This window comes from Bacteroides sp. 519, assembly GCF_010500955.1.
Lineage (GTDB): Bacteria > Bacteroidota > Bacteroidia > Bacteroidales > Bacteroidaceae > Bacteroides.
This window is the reverse complement of sequence record NZ_QVMJ01000032.1, coordinates 13,092-32,761: the sequence shown is the minus strand read 5'-3', so window position 1 is coordinate 32,761 and position 19,670 is coordinate 13,092. Positions and strand designations below refer to the sequence as shown.

Here is a 19,670-nt window from a genome sequence, read left to right as displayed (position 1 = left end):
TTCTATTATACGATTTAAGGATTACCATTCTGGATTGTTCTCAATTCCTGTTTTCCAGTATTCTCCTTCAGGAATAGGATAAAGGTACATCTTCTTCTGGAATACACGGTTCTGGGCTACCTTGCGGGTAATAGTACCATTGGCAGCTACATCAATACCAATGATGTCGCGTCCTAATGCTTCTTCGGCTACATTCCAACGACGTACATCCCATGCGCGATGTTCTTCGAATGCCAATTCTATTGTACGTTCCTTATGAATAAAGTTACGCATGCTTTCTTTAGTATTCAAATCGGTACGGTCTGCAACGTTTCCTGTGATACCTGCACGGTGACGAATCTGGTCGAGCAGGCCATATACTTCCTCACATGGACCTTGTACTTCGTTCAACGCCTCGGCATAGTTCAATAAGATCTCTGCATAGCGAATAATAGTCCAAAGGCGACGTGAACTACCTGTATGGTTAGCACTCAAAATTGTTTCGGGAATATATTTGCGTACGTAATAACCAGTAGGAGTTGCATTGGCGTTACCTACCGGATTATCGCGTTGGCCTTTAATTACATTGATCACACTGTTATTCCATGTTGTTCCATGATGAAGTATAGATGCCGCCAAACGTCCGTCACGATTCGCCCACATATTGGCATCACTGTAGCCACTTGTTGTGTTAACAGTTGGGTTCACGCCATTGTAAATAGGAGCACCTGTTGCATCGTACCCCTGAAAAGGTGAACTACCATCAATCATATCGTACATATCAATCAGGTTCTGCGATGGACAAAGACCACCATTACCACCTTCGCCTACCGGAGTATCGTTTGCAATACTACCCCATGAAATAGTACCATCATTGCGGTAAAAAATGATTTCTTTGTTAGCTGATTTATCATAGGGTTCCACTAACCAAGCATTTGTTAATGCGGATTTTGAATTGGTTCCTTGCATCAGTTCATAGTTACTACCGTGAGCATCAATGAACTTTTTAGTTGCATCGGCTGCTTGTTGCCATGTAATGCCTGCCTCGCTGCTGAAACGTGGACTTGCCATGTAAAGCATAATGCGGCTATAAAGCGCACTTGCCATGGGTTGACCAATACGTCCGGCAAGACTAACATCGGTAGCTTCTGCATAACTCATCAATCCGGCTTCGCATTCATTTAACTCTTTAAGAATGAAATCAACAACATATTCCTTTATACTGGGACGTTCAGTATAGTTACTCAACAAGTCGCCGTTTGGATCAAGCACTTCTGTTACAATCGGAATCGGACCGTAGCGCAAGAAGAGTTCCCAATAGAACCAGGCACGCAGAAAACGAGCTTCGGAGGTTATATTGGCTTTGTGTACAAGATAAGTTTCTTCCGTTAAATCCGGATTTTTAGGTACACTCTCTATACGTGCAATTATCATGTTACATTTGCGAATACCGCGGTAGTAGTGCTCCCAGGTTCCGCTTAACTCGCTTGCACCACCGCCACCATAATAGTTGCCAATATTAAATGTGGTACGTACTCCACCGTTTGCCGAACTGTTCTCTGCCAAATCGGTTGCGGCATCTAACCACGAACTATTAATACGGCCGGCACCATGACGCAGAAAGTTATAGGTATCGATATGGAACTGTTGCATTAAGTTCCAGTCGCTGAACACCTCTTCGCCAGTCAATTCATTGCTGGGTTGCTTATCGAGGAAGTCTCCAAACATATCTTCGCAAGAAGTTAGCGTAGCCGAAGCAATGCTCAGAGCAAAAATGCTATATAATAATGTCTTTTTCATCTTCTATCAGAATTTAATGTTTACACCAAAGTTCACAGTCTTCATAATCGGATAGCGGTTGGAACCGTTGCTCTCGGGGTCGCACAAATCACCCAGATGATCCCAAGTGATGAGGTTGTTACCGTTTACGTAAATTCGGCAGTCGCTCATTCCTACCACTTTTATCCATTCTGTAGGCAATGTATAGCTCAACTCAATATTCTTCAAACGCATAAATGCACCATTCTTCAGGAAGAAAGAGTTTCCACGTTGGTTGTGGTTGCCATAACTATCATAGTGCAACAATGGGTACTTGGCGTTTGCTATATTTTCGGCTTCCGATTTTGTGGGATTCCAACGATCCAAGTGATGTTCTTTTACTTTACCACCATTAACAAACGCAAACATAGCTTCAGCATCGTAATATCTACTTACATGGTCTACACCTTGGAACATTACACTAAAACCAATGCCTTTATAGTTGCATCCTAGGGTAAGTGCGTATGTATTTTCGGGTACGTCGCTGTAACCAATAAATGTTTCATCGCGTTCGTCAATAAAACCGTCGTTATTCATATCACGGTATTTCAAATCACCTACCTGTACATTACCAAAGGTTGATGTAGGGAAGTTAGGATCGGCCAAATCGGCAGAGGTTACAAAGCCATCGCATACCAGTCCGTAGTATTGACCAATAGGGTGACCTTCGCGTTTGCGATAACCGGTTTTCAAAGCAGGTTCGTCCATGTTCTTAATCTCATTTTTTGCATGAGAGAATGTGAGACCTACGTTGTACGAAAAGTCTTTACCAATACGATTATGGTGTTTTAATTCAATTTCAAGACCACTGTTTACTGTTTCTCCCAGGTTACCGGCAGCCATAGTTACCCCTACCCATTCCGGACGTGTGAGGTAATTGGTCAGGATATCATTACGCTTTTCGTGGAAGAGGTCGATGCTACCATTCAATAATCCGTTCCACAAACCAAAGTCTACACCAAAATTATATTTGTGTGCACGTTCCCAAGTAACACCATAGTTGGGGTATTGTGTTTCGTAGATACCGGGTTTACCGTCCTTGCCAAACATATAATCATTGCTGATCTGGCTCCATTTTTCTTCGTAAAGGAAACGTTGAGCTACTCCATTCACTGTATAAACATCGTTACCTACCTGTCCGTAAGATGCACGAAGCTTGAGGTTGTTCAACCAATCTTTTGTATTTTCCATGAAAGATTCGTTGCTGATGCGCCAACCCAGAGAGAAAGCTGGGAAGAAACCAAAACGCTTACCTTGCATAAAGTTTTCCGAACCGTTATAACCAAAGTTTACTTCGGCCAGGTAACGATCGTCGTAACCATAAGTAGCACGACCCACCAAACCTTGATAACGTTTTGCCAAATCGGCTCTGTAACGATAATCATTCTGGTTGTAAAGTACCATGGCTGTTACATCGTGTTTACCAAAGGTGCGTGCATAGTTAATCTGCGCTTCCATATAAAGTTTATATATGGTATACGAGTCTTTACCACCAGTTAATTCACCGTCGGAGTTGAAGCGGTTATAAGCATCAATATTACCATAGTCATTGCGATCGTTCAATTCGTATGTTGCGAAACTTGCGCTGTAAAGGGTTTTATCGTACGAGTTGTAGTCGAAAGATACCATACCTTTTGCACTTAATCCTTGGGTTAACCAATCCATATTGTAATCAAGAATAAAATTGGTTTCGTTAATGGTATTTGTAGCTTTGTAATATCCACCTTTTGTTAACGCTGCTACAATATTATTTTGATATTGCGAGCTACCTCCATAGATTGTTTCCTGTTTTTCGCCGTTTTGTACTACTGTTGATACAGGGAATAACCATCCCGGAGTGTGATTCATTTCGTAGAATATCTGACTGTAGTTTGAACTTTCTGCTGTATTGGAGCCTCTACGTTCCTCGAAACGAGTACCGAAGTTAACAGAGAAGGTAAGGTCTTTTGTCAGGAATAAGTCCATGTTAGCACGGAAAGCGTATCTACGGAAACTTGGGCTTGACGAATTACCATATTTATCATTGCTTAAATTCTTAATCAATCCTTTTTGGTCGTATAACTCACCCGAAGCATAATAACGCATACGTTTGGTACCACCACGCACACTAATATTATAGCGCTGAGCAGGAGATGATTTCTTCAGTATTTCGTCGTACCAGTTTACATTAGGATATAACATTGCATCTAATCCGGTCAGTTCGCCGGCAGATGATTTGCGGAACATTTCTATATCATTGGCCGAGAACTGAGAAGGCAGTCCGTCGTTGGCAAGAGCTTCTTCCAATAAAGTAACAGATTGATACGAGTTCAGGTATGTATCTGTTCGGGTTGGACTTTGTATTTGCCAGTTTGCTGTTAGGCTTACTTCCGGTTTTTGTTCTTTACCACGTTTGGTTGTAATCAACATTACACCGTTTGCACCACGTACACCATAAACAGCTGTTGCCGATGCATCTTTCAGTACCGAAATTGTTTCAATATCGTCGGGAGCAATTTGAGAAAACTCACGTTCCACACCGTCTACTAAAACAAGTGGTTGAGCATCGCCTGCAAATGTGGCACGACCACGGATATAAATCTTTGTATCGTCGGAACCGGGAGCACCCGAAGTTTGCGATGTAATAACCCCCGGTATTTTACCGGCAATAGCTTGCGACACGTTAGCAGCCGGCGACTGGAGCAGTTCTTTTGAGCTTACTTGCGAGATGGCTCCTACTACACTTTCTTTCTTTTGTGCACCGTAGCCTACCACAACTACTTCATCAAGCATTTCGGAGTCGTCTTTCATGCTAATGCTCAGGAAAGTTTTTCCATCTACTGCAACTTCCTGTGTTTTGTATCCCACATACCTTATTTCGAGTATAGCATTTTGAGTTACTGTTAGTTCAAAATTACCATTAAAATCGGTTATGGTACCATTACCAGTTCCTTTCTCTATTACATTTGCTCCAATGATGGTTTCGCCGGTATTATCTTTTACAACACCTGTTACTTTCTTGGTTTGGGCAAAAACTATTTGCCCAGCCAGCAAGAAGGCAAATGCCAGCAGCATACCCGCTAAACGCGGGGCTGCTGATATTGTGATTTTTTTGTTGTCCATAATTATAGTAATTTTATAAAGGTTATTACTTGAATAACGGAGCGTACAGATAGCATTTAGAACTATCTATATTGAGATAAGCTCCATCTACGATAAGGAATACCCGTACCATCTGATTTCCATCTCCACACTCTGTCACAAAGGTTTCTTTATACACATTGCCGTTTTTAGAGGTAGCTATTGCAGTGACTGTTACTGTAGCCCCACTACGCAAGATGTCGATAGTAACTTGTGCACCTTCCATATCAACACGGAAAGCATCCCAATCGCCATATCCGTCGCTGGTCCATGTGCCTGCTGCATAAGCATCACCCCATCCGTAGAGGTCGGAACGGATAACAAAGTATTCGGCATAGCCGTCTACGTTGCGCTCGGCATCGGTGCTGAGGCAGAGGTTCCAGTTATTCCAGTTGCCAACACCGTTGGTGTGATTCTCGAATTCGAGATGCAGGTTCTGTTCAGCAGGAATCTGGAAATAGTCTGAGAATTCTGTCCACCAGGGAGCTGAACAGTCTTCGGCGCCGATAGTGGTTTTTGTTACCGGCACGTTGGTGAGTACACTTGTTTCTGCAGTGTCGAATACAATGTGCGAACTGTCCATGATAAAGAAACCTCGTACCACTTGTGTACCATCACCGCAAACAGTAGTGAATGTTTCTCTATATACATTGCCGTTGAGGGCTTTGGCTACTGCATCTACTGTTACTTTGGAGCCACTGCGTTCAATGGTTACAGTTACTTCTGCACCTTCCATATCAACACGGAAAGCATCCCAATCGCCATATCCTTCGCTGGTCCATGTGCCTGTTGCATAAGCATCACCCCATCCGTAGAGGTCGGAACGAATAACAAAGTATTCGGTATAGCCGGTTCCGTCGCGTTCACCATCGGTGCTGAGGCAGAAGTTCCAGTTATTCCAGTTGCCAACACCGTTGGTGTGGTTGGTGAATTTGAAATTCATTTTACTTTCGGCAGGTATTCTGAAATAGTTAGAGAATGTTGTCCACCAAGCTGACGAATTGTCTGTTGCTCCTACAGTAAGGATAGGGTCACCCACAACGTATTCGAATGCACCTTCTTCTGATATTATAGGACTCCACTCTTTTTTTGTAATCGTATTCCTGTAAATCATCAAATCATCAATCATCATCTCGTTTGTTTGAGTATCCGAACCATATCCTATATATAAATAAGGTACAGAAGCCATAAACTGAACAATTTTTGAGCAGTCGAAATCAGTTACATTGCGATAAATCTTTTTCAAACCGTCAACATACACAAAATAACCGTTGTTGGTTACGGATATTGCTACAAAGTGCCATTCGCCGGCAGTGATTAATCCGGTTTTATCTATTTCCGGATTATTATCTTCGTAAGTTCCATCTAAACCTTCATAACGAAGCCATCCGTTAGCAGTGAAAAACATACGTTGTGCACCATTCTCATTTTGGAAAGAGAAGAGAGCCCCTTCCAAATCCTGAGGTAATTCTTCTTTGGTTTCTTCGTCTGTTTGGATAGCTTGCTTTACCCAAAAAGTAAGTGAAACAGCGTTTTGCACTTTCACATTATTCAATGGATTAGAAATACGGGCATATCCTTCATTTAAATAAAGTACACTACCACGATCATTGTCATTGTACAAATCCGGCGCTTCGCCATTTGTATAAGCAAAATATTGGATCACTGTTGGATCAAGTTCCTCGTCGAACGTGTAATTGGCAACTTTCTCCAATTTAGGATAAACCTGATTCCCTGCTGGAGGGTCCATCTGCCCCCAGTCTTTACAGGAAGAGAAAAAGAAAACTGAGATTGCCATCGTAAGAAGAAGTGATGGCCACTTTCTTGTCTTCATAATACTCGATTGTTTATGGTTAGTAATTAAATTAAGTGTAAATTCTACACCGCAAATATAGGTGGACAATTGCATAATGAGGTGGACAATTGTGTTTTCCTAGTGGATAATCGACTACAAAGGGGAATATTTGGTGTAAAAACACAGAGGCAGTGTTTCCCATTACCCCAGGCGATGCCGGCATCGCCCAATGTCATCAAGTTAAGGGATTCATTGTATGCTATCCGCATGGTGAATCCCTTGGAATTCAATTTGAATAACCCCCAGTGAAGGGCGAAGCCCAACTGGGGGCAAGTCAATACATACACAGTCTGAACCCCGATAGCGGGTTCAACACCTTCGGCGTTGTGAGTTATAGGGATACGCATCCCCCCAGTCGGGCTTCGCCCTTCACTGGGGGTTATTCAAATTCAATCCCTTCGGGATTTCTTAACTTGATGACATTGGGCGATGCCTGGGGCTGAATTAAACCGGGCTTACAGCCCGTAGAGCGCGGATTATAAACAATGTAAGAATGGATATACAATGTAGGCATCCCCTGTGGGTGCCCTGATGATAATTTGCAATCAACTACTAACTACTAGCTAAATAGCGAAACGTTGTTGCGAAACAGGCCGGACAATATAAGAAAATTCGTTGGTAGTACTACCCAGATGGTCAAAACCGCTGGTTAGGATAACCTCTGTTCTTTTATCGATTACCAAGTAGCGATCGTGATACGAATCCAATCTTTGTTTATTAAAAACCCAATAGCTGCAATACCTCTGTAACCAGACTATATCATCGGCTTCAATATGTCTACTATCACACACTATTTCCAGTTTCTTGTTGGGTAGTAAACTGCTTAATAATCGCAGGTTCTGCATTCCGTTTTTCTGGGAGAAGTATTTGTCATAAATACATATCTCTAATGCATCCTCACATAAAGCCTTAATATGATCAATAGCTTTTGAGCGCGATTCATTTCTAAAGAAACAACCACAAAAATTATTCTCTATTTTATCGTTATATATATTGATATAGGGGAATTGGTCACTGCCTGTAGTCAGTATAACCTTATAAACTGTTTTCTTTGCTAAGTCTTCCAGCGATTGTTGTTTAAATCCGGCTTTACGAAGAGCTACTTCAAGCGTTTTCCCGATTTTCACTCCGGTTCTTTCTATCTGGGCTATATTGGTAAGAAAAGGAGCTTTGTAATAGTGCAGAAGTCTTTTAACCATTTCAGTATCACACGTTTCCCCTCTTTCAAATTTATAATATTCGGCCTGTAGCTCATCACTCAGTACTAAACAATATTCATTTGCCATCTTCTTATTCCATTTCTAAAAGTTCTGCCAGAGTTGCATCAAAGAAACCCTCAGGAAACTCATCATTGAATCTACCATTTTCGTTTAATACAATTTCTACATAAGGAATTGTAATACCTTTTTTGTAGTAGATAGCTACATCTTCTGCTTTTATCTTTTTTTTGAATATCTCGTACTGCACTTTATTGATAAGATGCTCGCAGTGGGTTTCAATAATTAATTGAATGCCTGCCTGGGCAATGAAAGAAAAGAATTCTCCCAAACGTGATTGTGCTGCCGGATGCAGATGTATTTCCGGATTCTCAATCATAATTGTATCGTCGGGTTTGGCGCGCAGGCATAAGATGAGTATTTTGGCTAAATAGCTTACACCTGCTCCCAGTTGAGTTGGTAAAAGGTTGGGAATACCATCACTTTTGAATCTGACTTCGGTAGATTGCTCTGTCCGTTTTTCTGTATTTAGTTCCAGCTTTATGTCAAGAATGTAGCTCAACCAGTAGTTTAACTGGGTAGACAATGTGTATGAGCTTGTTTCTTTAATCAGCTTTTCGGCAACAGGCGTTGATTTCTCTTTCTCGAATGTACCAAACAGATACGAACCATTTTCGCCACAATAAATGTGCTGGTTGTCCATGCGTGCTACCTCTTCGGGACCGATTCGACCAGCAGATAGGTAATAGAGGTTTTTTTCCAGTTCGGAAAGAGTCTGGTTTTCATTGGCTTGAATCAATACACTATCGTCATCATTCAAAACAAGACGAATAACCTCGCCTGATATCTTCAACTCAATCTTTATTTCTTTTGATCTTTTATAAATATTCCGTAAGGTTTGAAATGAGCTCAGTATATTGTGCGCATCAAATACTGTTCTATTTTTAGTAATATGCTTGCTCACCAATAGTATTGCTTGCAATACTGTAGATTTACCTGTTGAATTCAATCCCGTGAGAATTGTTAACGGCTTAATTGTAAGTTCTTGCTGTTCAATGCTTTTAAGCCCTTCTATTTCTATATTTTGTATCATTCTTTATCCGATAAAGTTCTTATTAACAGATCTATCTCGCCAAACCGGTATTCTACACTGTTGGTAGAGTCTATTGTGTTGCTGAAAAGACCACTTAAATCAAATTTTCTTTTGAGCTTATTTATTTCATTTCGAATATATTCTTTGTCTGTCATATCCCATTCATAAAGAAACAAATAAATGAGGCTTTCGAATAATGGCATATTTATCGGTCTTCGTTTATTGCCTCCTTTACTCTCAAACCTGAATGCGTTGTTTCCAAGAATAAGATGTATATCTCTTAATACACCAAGAACGAGGTCTTTAAGACTTTCGATTTCATCATTGCTTTTCTTCTCATTTATGTAAATCATCACTTTAGCCAAAAAATCATCAATGTCACTTTTGTATTCTATTGGCTGTCCGCCAACATCGGCATGTTTTAGCGTTCCGTCAAATAAAAAATAAAAGGCAATGGCACGCAACACAATATACCTATCTCTCATTCGTGCCGGATTTACCCCATAGTCAGTGGCTATTTTAAACTCCTCCGACTCGCAAATGGCATCAATCAGTTCTGTTGCCTTTCCTTGATAAAGGGCATTGCGCATTTCCTGATTGTTTAGTTTTGTTCCTCCACGGTTCACCCTATCAAAGATGTCATATTTGATTCGTTCGGGTGTTGGTGGTTGAATGATATAAAACGAGAGCTGGTAATCTTCAAATATGCCTTGCAATTTAGGTTCCAGATCAGAGAAATATTTTTTATTAAGACCGTTTAATATCTTTAGATTTTCCAGACGGAGTTTGTTATTCATGAAATCCAGTATCGCAGTAATGCGTTGACGTCCATCTACCACTTGTTTCTTTCCATCTTTTGCCTCAAAAAGATACATCAGTGGAATGGGTATCCCCATCAAGATAGATTCAATCAGTTCCGAAGCCTGTTTGGTTTTCCACACTTCGTTGCGCTGAAAGTTCGGAGCAATGATCAGTTCTTTTCTTTTTTCGCACAGTGTTTGCAAGTGCAATATACTATACTGTGCTTTTTCTACCCTAACTTCCGTATTTGGATATATAGAGCCCTCTTCAGTTATATCTAATCCAGATTCTCCTTCTAATGGTTCGTCCTCTTTCATTGCTTGCCAATAATAAATTGTTGAATACAAAAATAGTTCTTTTCATCCTAAATATGGTTAGAAACCGTTTTGAATTTTTGAATTTCTGTGTAAACCTTATCGCTTACAGAAGATTTTTGCCCAAAAAACTATCATAAGTATCATAACACACCTATCAAACTGAATTTCAATATGATACACTATGATAGATACCCAAAAAGTAAAACATAAGTACCATTGCAAGTATCATAACCATTCACTCAAAATCGCCACAAACCACTCTTAACTATCTAATACACAACTACATGCATTATATTTGCCGGTGATTGCTATAACTCCTAAGGAGCAAAGTTCCTGATAACTCCCTTTAACTCCTTCCATTCTGGAATATGAATAATTCAGGCTATGCTAATTACTTTCATGTATTTGGGGTTATTTTAGTTATGCGGTTATGTGGTTTTTGCTTCTCTGTAGGATGCTGTTTGTTTCTCTATACAAAACTGACAGTTTCACAGTAGGAAACCAACGGTTTCACGGTAGGAAACCAACTGTTTTCTATATAGGAAACTACTTGTTTTCTACGTATGAAACTAGTTGTTTCCTATATAGAAAACTAATAGTTTCATTAGTAGAAAACAAAATGAAACTACTTGTTTTTTTAGATCAAGTTATAATGAAACTGTTTTTGTTCTATGATACTTCGAATGGTACTTATGTTTTACTTTTTGGGCATCTGTCATAATGTAATATATTGAAATACAGTTCGATAAGTACGTTATGATAGTTATGATGGTTTTTTTGCGATAAATCTTCTGTAGGGGATTGCAAAAAGGTTGTTGTATTAATAGTATAATTTTTATTGAGCTGTCCTTTCAGGACGCGCTGTGTATAAGGTGGTTATCTTACCCAACGCGTTGCGTTGGGCTGAATTGAGCTGGGCCTACGGCCCGAAGATGGGGATTTTTAAAAGTAGAGACGCAATGCATTGCGTCTGTTAACATTGTGGGATTATAACCTTGCCAGATAATTCTGATAATAGACGCAATGCATTGCGTCTCTACCTTCTGGTTGAACCGATAGTAATGTAATCAAACTTGATGGTTACATGTATATTAATCGTTATGGTTTATTATTTTGTTAACTATGTCTCAATACCGCTTACGCAGTCATAACAACATTCAAAACAACAACGCTTATTTTAAGAGAACGTTAGCGTCTCAATACCGCTTACGCAGTCACAACAACATTCAATATGGAATTCAAAGAAGAAATAGCGTTAGAGTCTCAATACCGCTTACGCAGTCACAACAACATTCACAAACCACAAACTTGCAGGACAATGGGTTTTAAGGTCTCAATACCGCTTACGCAGTCACAACAACATTCAACGTTTAGTGGAGTTACAAACAGACTCTTCGGAGGTCTCAATACCGCTTACGCAGTCACAACAACATTCTACTGGGATATAATTGTGGAGATATTTACATCGTCGTCTCAATACCGCTTACGCAGTCACAACAACATTCGAGATAGGGAAATATTACTGCAAACCAAGTCCAGTCTCAATACCGCTTACGCAGTCACAACAACATTCAAACTGAGGAAGTGATTGTAGATGTTGAATCTAGTCTCAATACCGCTTACGCAGTCACAACAACATTCGTTTTGAAACAGTATCAAAAATGTTTTTGGAGGAGTCTCAATACCGCTTACGCAGTCACAACAACATTCAACAAAAACACCGCAAAAAATGCAATGTATGTGTCTCAATACCGCTTACGCAGTCACAACAACATTCCAGATGGAAAGGCAATGATTCTTTCTGACAAGAGTCTCAATACCGCTTACGCAGTCACAACAACATTCGAAGGCGTGAAAGCCTTAATGGTGTATGAAAGTAAGTCTCAATACCGCTTACGCAGTCACAACAACATTCAAATATAAAAATAGTACTGATTATTGCAGGATTAGTCTCAATACCGCTTACGCAGTCACAACAACATTCATATAAACTATATATATTCATTTAACCCTATGTGTCTCAATACCGCTTACGCAGTCACAACAACATTCTGTCTCATTATCAACAACTTAACAAAACCACTATTTTCCAATCCTTTCATAACCACCTGTATACCAGTCTCATTTAGATTACTGTTGTTATTTTCGCAAATCTACTATATTTTTTCTTATAAAACAAGCCCTTTATTCGTCGCAAACACATTATTTATCTGGTAATCAACCGCATACAAATAAGATTTTTTTCGCAAAGCTCAATGCCAGAGCAGTAACACCTGTCACTTTCGAAAAACAGGCTTTTCACTATTTACGCAAAGCTTTAATAATCAATACATTAAACCAAAGGACATTTAGCAAACGTTTGTTAATTTTCGCAAGAGATTTTTCAAAACCTATAAAACAAACCTCTTGCGAACTTTTTTTCGCGAAAGAATTTCTCCTGTTTTCAATAATTGCCTCATAATCAAATACATCCCAAAAACACGTTTTTCGCAAATGTTTTTAGCCTACAACAAAAAACATGAATAATTCAGGCTATATGTTCTTTTGTTCTTCTGTCTAAAAAAAATCTCAATATATTTTCTCATTCCCAATCAAACACTTTTCATTCTATTCTGTTATAGTACTAACTACTAATAACAAACTAATTTTAATTTATGGAATGGATTGTAAATCAACTCAGAGAACATCCCGAATTAGCCATATTCCTGACAATCTTTGCTGGTTTCTGGATTGGAAAACTTAAAATCGGAAAGTTCAGCTTGGGCACAGTTACAAGTGTATTACTTGTTGGAGTATTGGTTGGGCAGTTAAACATTACTGTAGACGGCCCTATAAAATCGGTGTTCTTTCTTCTTTTTCTTTTTGCAATCGGTTATAAAGTTGGACCCCAGTTTTTTCGCGGACTCAAGAAGGACGGTTTGCCACAGATGGGATTTGCCGCACTTATGTGTATTATATGCCTCTTAGCACCATGGGCTTTAGCAAAAATTATGGGTTACAATGCTGGCGAAGCTGCCGGTTTACTTGCCGGTTCGCAAACCATATCTGCTGTTATCGGTGTAGCCGAAGACACGATTAAAGGGTTAGGCTTAAGTGCCGCCGAACAAGCCAGCTATATTAATATAATACCTGTTGCGTATGCTGTAACTTACATTTTTGGTACAGCAGGTTCGGCATGGATATTAGCTTCCATTGGTCCGCGTATGTTGGGCGGTTTAGATAAAGTAAAAGCCGCATGTAAGGAGCTGGAAGGTAAAATGGGAAAAACGGATGCCGACGAGCCCGGATTTATGGAAGCTGCACGTCCGGTTGTATTCCGCGCTTATAAAATAACAAACGATTGGTTTGGAAATGGTAAAACAATTGCCGAACTGGAAAAACATTTTCAGAAAGAAAACAAGAATCTCTTTGTTGAAAGAGTAAGACAGGAAGGACAACTCACCATAAAAGAAGTTAGCCCGGATTTGATACTCAAGAAAAACGATGAGGTAGTGCTCAGTGGAAGAAGAGAGTTTGTTATTGGAGAAGAAGATTGGATTGGTCCGGAAGTATTGGATGCTCTTTTATTAGATTTCCCAGCCGAAACATTACCGGTTATGGTTACCCGCAAAACCTGTGCTACCAGGAATGTGGAATACATTAATAGCCAAAAGTTTATGCATGGGGTAAGCATTAAAAGCATTAACCGCTCCGGAGTAAAAATACCGGTACTAGCTAAAACGGTTATTGATGCAGGTGATGTTATTGAACTTGTGGGTATGAAAAGAGATGTAGAAGTAGCCGCCAAACAAATGGGATATGTAGACCGCCCTACCAATCAAACAGATATGATCTTTGTTGGATTAGGAATACTTTTGGGAGGACTGTTTGGTGCGTTAACCATACACCTTGGTGGAGTTCCTTTAAGCTTAAGTACCAGTGGTGGCGCTTTGATTATGGGATTAATCTTTGGTTGGCTTCGTGGTAAGCATCCAACATTTGGTCGTATTCCCGAACCTGCTCAATGGATACTTAATAATGTAGGTCTTAATATGTTTATTGCTGTAGTAGGTATTTCGGCTGGTCCGGGTTTCGTAGCTGGTTTTCAACAAGTAGGTATCAGCCTGTTTGTAGTTGGAGCACTTGCAACTGCCATACCTCTTATTGCCGGTTTATTAATGGCCAAATACATTTTTAAATTCCATCCTGCTTATGTACTGGGATGTACTGCCGGCGCACGTACAACAACAGCTGCATTGGGTGCTATTCAGGATGCAGTAGAAAGTCAGACCCCTGCACTGGGATATACCGTAACTTATGCAGTAGGTAATACACTGTTAATTATATGGGGAGTGGCAATTGTATTAATGATGTAATGGGATTTAGACGATTGAAATTAAAACACAGAGGCACAGAAACACGGAGCTTTTCCTTGTGCTGAACACGGAGGGCCACGTAGTGGCTATCTGTTCATAGACCCGTGCGGGAGCGCGGGGACCCCAAAAGCAAATATGGCAAGCGCCCCATCGGGGTGCTATGTTATTTTCCATATAGCACCCCGATAGGGGCGCAAGGAAAGGTGCCACAACCAAGACCCCGCGCTCCCGCACGGGGCTATGAACAGATAGCCACTACGTGGCAAAGAGAAAACAAAGCTCACGAGGATTCGCTTTTGTCATACAATAACTCTGTGTTCAGCACAAGGAAAAGCTCAGTGTTTCTGTGACTCTGTGTTTTAATTTTAGTTCAAAAAAGCCCCTAACTGAACCAAACAAGTATGAATAATTCAACTCAAAAACTTTAAAATTATGGATAATCAGATTACAGGTAGAAGCTACCAAAAACAGATGGAAAGCATTAGCCCATTTGAATTAAAAAACAAGCTAATTGAACTGGCAGATGTTAGTATTAAGAAAATAACCCGCACCATGCTTAATGCAGGGCGTGGTAATCCTAACTGGATTGCAACAGTACCCAGAGAAGCCTTTTTCCTTCTTGGCCGGTTTGGCCTTGAAGAATGTAAAAGAGTTATGTTGTTAAAAGAAGGTATTGCAGGTATCCCCGAAAAGGATGGAATAGCATCACGTTTCGAAGCATTCATCAAAAAACACGAAAAAGAAGCTGGTGCCGAGTTGTTGATTGGTGCCTACAACTATATGTTACTTGAACATGCTGCCGACCCGGACGATCTTATTCATGAGTGGGCCGAAGGGGTTATTGGTGATCAATATCCGGTACCCGACCGCATATTGAAATTTACAGAACAGATAGTTCACGATTATCTGATTCAGGAAATGTGCGACCGTAAAGCGCCTAAAGGTAAGTTCGATCTATTTGCTACCGAAGGCGGAACCGCAGCAATGTGTTACCTCTTCGATTCGTTGCAGGAGAACTTCTTATTGAACAAAGGCGATGGAATAGCACTTCTTACACCTGCCTTTACACCGTATATTGAGATTCCTCATTTAAGCAGATACAGCTTCAATATGATTGAAATCTGTGCCGATAAAATGACAAAGGATGGTTTCCACACATGGCAATATCGCAAAGAAGAAATAGATAAGATAAAGGACCCAAAGATTAAAGCGCTCTTTGTGATCAATCCAAGCAACCCGCCAAGTTATGCTATGGACAACGATACCATGCAACAAATTGCTGATATTGTAAAGAATGATAATCCTAACCTGATGATTATTACTGATGATGTTTATGGAACATTTATTCCTCACTTCAAATCGTTCATGAAGGTTTTACCACACAACACACTGTGTGTATATTCATTCTCTAAATATTTTGGAGCAACAGGATGGAGAGATGCTGTAATTGCCCTGCATCAAGACAATATTTACGATAAGATGATTGCTCAATTGCCCGATGACAAAAAGCAAGCATTACACAACCGGTACGAGAGCCTAACACTGCATCCGGAAAAGATGAAGTTTATTGACCGCATGGTAGCCGACAGCCGTCAGATAGCCCTGAACCATACAGCCGGTTTATCGCTGCCTCAACAAATTCAGATGACTTTGTTTGCTGCATTCTCTTTGTTAGATAAAGAAGATAAATATAAAATCAAGATGCAGGAAATTATCCAAAGCCGGTTAAAAGCGCTTTGGGAAAATACAGGCTTTACCTTCACTGATGATCCGTTACGTGCAGGATATTATGCCGAAATTGATATGATTGTATGGGCCGAGAAACTATACGGAACTGATTTTGTTAAATACCTGAAAGCAAACTACGAACCTGTTGATGTGGTATTCCGCCTGGCAAACGAAACCTCACTGGTTCTGCTGAATGGTGGCGGATTCGATGGGCCTGAATGGAGCATCCGTGCATCATTGGCTAATCTCAATGAAAAGGATTATGTAGTTATTGGTAAAGGGATAAGGAGCATTCTGGATGAGTACGCGGCTGAGTGGAAAGCTAAGAAATAATTCCTGAGGCCGTTGGCCTCCATATCTACTTAACCTGCCCCATTATTATAACCCTATAACAACAAAACCTATTTGAAATGAAAGTAAAATTTAAAATAATTTGCTCATTACTACTAATGGGCTTATTCTCGTTAAATTGCCTTGCCCAAAATGATAATGAGTCCAATTACCTCTTGTTTAAATCGTACAACAAAGCCGGAAAGGAAGTTATTGATGTAACAGATGTAACCCGGCAAATACGTTTTCACGATCCACAAGCCCCTCGTTTTGTTTTAGTAGACAGCAATGGGAATTTTTCATTAGGGATTGGTGGAAATGTAAGAGCTGTGGCCGAATATGATTTTGGTGGTGTGGTAGATAATGTAGACTTTTATCCGTCGTTAATTACAACTCCGGGTACCAACGGCGATTATGCCCGAAATAAATTTCAGATGGATGCCTCTTCATCGAGTTTGTTTGTGAAACTTGTGGGTAAAACAAAAACATTGGGAAACTTCACTGTATATGTAAACGGATATTTTCGTGGAAGCAACAGCACATTCAAGCTACATCATGCCTATGTTGCTTTTCTGGGATTCACTGCCGGATACGATTACGGAACATTTACCGATGCCAATGCTGCACCGGCAACTGTAGATTTTGAAGGACCTGCCGGTCAGGTGCTTTATCGCACAACTCTATTACGTTATGCACGGGTGCTTTCAAGGAACTGGAGTTTTGGAGTTGCAGTAGAGGTGCCACAAGTAAATGCTATTACCAACGATAATACAACTGTAAAAACTCAGCGCGCACCCGATTTCCCTGCATACATTCAATACAATTGGGGGAAAAGCAGTCATTTCCGGGTAGCAGGTATCGTCCGTACAATGACGTATAGCAGTATTATCGATCAAAAGGCATACTCACAAACAGGATGGGGTGTTCAGGGAGGTATGTCGACCTACCCATTAAAGAACCTCAAACTTGTTGGACAGATAACTTACGGTAAAGGAATAGGTTATGCATATAACGACCTGGGCAAATTAAATATGGACCTTGTACCAGACCCTGACAGACCTGGCAGAATGCAGATCTTACCCATGCTTGGCTGGTATGCCGGTTTACAATACAATATTACCCCTAAAGTATTTGTTTCGGGAACATACAGTCAGTCCCGTATATATACGAACAACGGATATCCGGTAGCCAACAGCAACACTTACCGTTACGGACAATATCTGGTTGCCAACACTTTTTGGAATATTAATTCTAACATGAAGTTTGGTGCTGAATATCTGCGAGGATGGAAAACCGATTTTAATGAAACAAATTCAGCTAATCGTGTTAGTTTGCTGATGCAGTATTCGTTTTGAGTTATATTTGGTTCAAATCAGAGGGGAAAGGAGGTAAAGTGAGGTAGAGGAGGTAAAGTAGTTGAGTAGTGCGATGCCGCATGGAATTCCTCTCCCTAGAGGGGAGAGGTGCCCTTTAGGGCGGAGAGGGGGGACTCAAAGGTTGTGCAACCGATTTTCCATGCGGTATGTTTTCACTCCCCGCCCCGGCCTAAAGGCCACCCCGCCCCTCAAGGGCGGGGAATCCATGCGGCATCGCCTACTTTACCTACTCTACCTCACTTTACCTCCTTTACCTCACTTTACCAAACGACTTTAACCAACATTGCCTAATTTTACTCTTCAAAATCTTCCATCGTTACCAACCGATGCCGCATGCATTACTCAAAACTCACTACTCAAAACTCATTACTCAAAACTCAAAACTCAAAACTAATTTTAAACCTAGTCAACCCATCGCTGTAAGTACGGAGAGAGAAGGTACAATTATGACGGGTAAGAACTTCACGAATAAAAATAAGTCCAATACCTTGTCCGTTTGGTTTGGTTGAAAAGAAAGGTGTGAATATTTTCTCTTCTGTATCTTTAGAAATACCTTTTCCATTATCAATTATTTCAATTGATGCAGGTGAAGCTGTACGAATAATTATCTCTCCGTTGCTTTCAATACTTTCGGCTGCATTCTTTATTATATTTACCAATACCTGTTCAAAGAGAGAATGATCTAAATAAACTTCGGGCACTTTAGCAGTATCTAAAGATATGGTTATATTCCTTTCTGCGCACATGCCTTCCATAAAGCGTTTACAGGTAAAAGCAAGATCGTTGAGGTTAACCGGTGATAAATGAGGTTCGGGTATTTTAACCACATCAGCAAAACGGGTTATAAAACGACTCATCGAGTAACAACGTTCAATGCAAACACTCATAACCTCGCGAATATCTTCGGTATCACTTACTTCCGATAAGGCATCATCTACTGTATCTAATGTAGAGGTTATGCCGGCAGTAGTATTATTTACCTCATGTGCTATCATGCGGATTACTTTTTCATAAGCTCTTTTCTCTGCCTTTATAACTTCATCAGTCAAGCTTTCAACCAGATAAAACGGATGTGGAAAACCATGATCAATAAACGAAGAATGGGTACACTTATAAATATTAGCATCATTCAAACGCACTGTTCTGGTTTCGGAACGGGGAATAGTTAACAATTCGGCAGCTAATGGAGAGTCTATTTCCGAGAGATATTTGCCGTTAACTTCGGTATTGGATATACCAAGTATTCGCAAAGCCATAGGATTACACTGTGTAATCTCACCATCCATCGAAACAATAAGTACCCCCATTGGAGAGGCTTCAATAAGCAGATCGAGGAAATGGTTCTGCTCGCGCAATCGCAAACGTTCTTCTTTTAGTTGTTCCATCATTTTATTGAAAACGGCTACAATACGGTCTGCCTCCTCCTCTCCTACTCGTGTCAGGCGACTGCTGAAGTCCTGTTCACGTAATAATTCCATTCCGTTTCCTATTGTATGCAACGGTTTAACTATTTTCCGATAAAAGAATACCAGATAACCGATTGTTATCAATATAACAGCCTCTATGGTATAAAACAACCAGAGTTTAGAATGGGCACCGATATATGCCAGCAATCCCATAATTGCTAAAATCAAAATTGCTAAAATAACGAATAGTCCTTTTATACGCATGGGGGTCCTTT

10 protein-coding genes and 1 CRISPR repeat array are annotated in these 19,670 nt (G+C 40.3%); of the genes, 3 read left to right on the top strand and 7 right to left on the bottom strand.

Features of this window, described 5'->3' with window-relative positions; all coding sequences use genetic code 11:
- Nucleotides 1-21: 21 nt before the first annotated feature.
- The 6 genes from D0T85_RS19255 to D0T85_RS19230 form a co-directional block, all read right to left on the bottom strand.
- Nucleotides 22-1,779 carry a RagB/SusD family nutrient uptake outer membrane protein gene (locus D0T85_RS19255; protein WP_163215138.1) on the bottom strand — a complete coding sequence of 586 codons (1,758 nt, stop codon included), beginning with the start codon at nt 1,777-1,779 and terminating at the stop codon, nt 22-24.
- Nucleotides 1,780-1,785: 6 nt separating this feature from the next.
- The gene (locus tag D0T85_RS19250; protein WP_203558526.1) at nt 1,786-4,851 is read right to left on the bottom strand and encodes a TonB-dependent receptor; all 3,066 of its coding nucleotides are present in this window, start codon (nt 4,849-4,851) and stop codon (nt 1,786-1,788) included.
- Nucleotides 4,852-4,924: 73 nt separating this feature from the next.
- Nucleotides 4,925-6,751 carry a LamG-like jellyroll fold domain-containing protein gene (locus D0T85_RS19245; RefSeq protein WP_163215136.1) on the bottom strand — a complete coding sequence of 609 codons (1,827 nt, stop codon included), beginning with the start codon at nt 6,749-6,751 and terminating at the stop codon, nt 4,925-4,927.
- A 584-nt stretch (nt 6,752-7,335) separates the two neighbouring features.
- Nucleotides 7,336-8,058, bottom strand: coding sequence for a hypothetical protein (locus D0T85_RS19240; RefSeq protein ID WP_163215135.1), 723 nt, complete (start codon nt 8,056-8,058; stop codon nt 7,336-7,338).
- Between the two features lie 4 nt (nt 8,059-8,062).
- Nucleotides 8,063-9,082: a DUF3696 domain-containing protein gene (locus D0T85_RS19235; RefSeq protein WP_163215134.1), complete on the bottom strand. Its 1,020-nt coding sequence runs from the start codon at nt 9,080-9,082 to the stop codon at nt 8,063-8,065.
- Nucleotides 9,079-10,200, bottom strand: coding sequence for a DUF262 domain-containing protein (locus D0T85_RS19230; RefSeq protein ID WP_163215133.1), 1,122 nt, complete (start codon nt 10,198-10,200; stop codon nt 9,079-9,081). Before D0T85_RS19230 ends, D0T85_RS19235 begins: the two co-directional genes overlap by 4 nt.
- Before the next feature lie 1,124 nt (nt 10,201-11,324).
- A CRISPR array of direct repeats spans nt 11,325-12,252; the repeat unit is 35 nt; unit sequence GTCTCAATACCGCTTACGCAGTCACAACAACATTC.
- Between the two features lie 602 nt (nt 12,253-12,854).
- On the opposite strand from D0T85_RS19230, the gene aspT reads away from it, so the two are divergent.
- The 3 genes from aspT (at nt 12,855) to D0T85_RS19215 (ending at nt 17,968) form a co-directional block, all read left to right on the top strand.
- Nucleotides 12,855-14,555 (top strand): aspartate-alanine antiporter, encoded by a 1,701-nt coding sequence (gene aspT / locus D0T85_RS19225; protein WP_163215132.1) that lies wholly within the window; start codon nt 12,855-12,857, stop codon nt 14,553-14,555.
- Nucleotides 14,556-14,987: 432 nt separating this feature from the next.
- Nucleotides 14,988-16,616 (top strand): aspartate 4-decarboxylase, encoded by a 1,629-nt coding sequence (aspD, locus tag D0T85_RS19220; protein WP_163215131.1) that lies wholly within the window; start codon nt 14,988-14,990, stop codon nt 16,614-16,616.
- 77 nt (nt 16,617-16,693) lie between these two features.
- Nucleotides 16,694-17,968 (top strand): DcaP family trimeric outer membrane transporter, encoded by a 1,275-nt coding sequence (locus D0T85_RS19215; RefSeq protein ID WP_163215130.1) that lies wholly within the window; start codon nt 16,694-16,696, stop codon nt 17,966-17,968.
- 398 nt (nt 17,969-18,366) lie between these two features.
- Here the strand turns inward: D0T85_RS19215 and D0T85_RS19210 are convergent, their stop codons facing one another.
- Nucleotides 18,367-19,659 (bottom strand): PAS domain-containing sensor histidine kinase, encoded by a 1,293-nt coding sequence (locus D0T85_RS19210; RefSeq protein ID WP_163215129.1) that lies wholly within the window; start codon nt 19,657-19,659, stop codon nt 18,367-18,369.
- Between the last annotated feature and the right edge of the window lie 11 nt (nt 19,660-19,670).

Coding starts and splice junctions, on each gene's coding strand:
- D0T85_RS19245 (WP_163215136.1), bottom strand. CDS start 6,751: ATGAAGACAAGAAAGTGGCCATCACTTCTTCTTACGATGGCAATCTCA.
- aspT (WP_163215132.1), top strand. CDS start 12,855: ATGGAATGGATTGTAAATCAACTCAGAGAACATCCCGAATTAGCCATA.
- D0T85_RS19230 (WP_163215133.1), bottom strand. CDS start 10,200: ATGAAAGAGGACGAACCATTAGAAGGAGAATCTGGATTAGATATAACT.
- D0T85_RS19215 (WP_163215130.1), top strand. CDS start 16,694: ATGAAAGTAAAATTTAAAATAATTTGCTCATTACTACTAATGGGCTTA.
- D0T85_RS19210 (WP_163215129.1), bottom strand. CDS start 19,659: ATGCGTATAAAAGGACTATTCGTTATTTTAGCAATTTTGATTTTAGCA.
- D0T85_RS19240 (WP_163215135.1), bottom strand. CDS start 8,058: ATGGCAAATGAATATTGTTTAGTACTGAGTGATGAGCTACAGGCCGAA.
- D0T85_RS19255 (WP_163215138.1), bottom strand. CDS start 1,779: ATGAAAAAGACATTATTATATAGCATTTTTGCTCTGAGCATTGCTTCG.
- D0T85_RS19250 (WP_203558526.1), bottom strand. CDS start 4,851: ATGCTGCTGGCATTTGCCTTCTTGCTGGCTGGGCAAATAGTTTTTGCC.
- D0T85_RS19235 (WP_163215134.1), bottom strand. CDS start 9,082: ATGATACAAAATATAGAAATAGAAGGGCTTAAAAGCATTGAACAGCAA.
- aspD (WP_163215131.1), top strand. CDS start 14,988: ATGGATAATCAGATTACAGGTAGAAGCTACCAAAAACAGATGGAAAGC.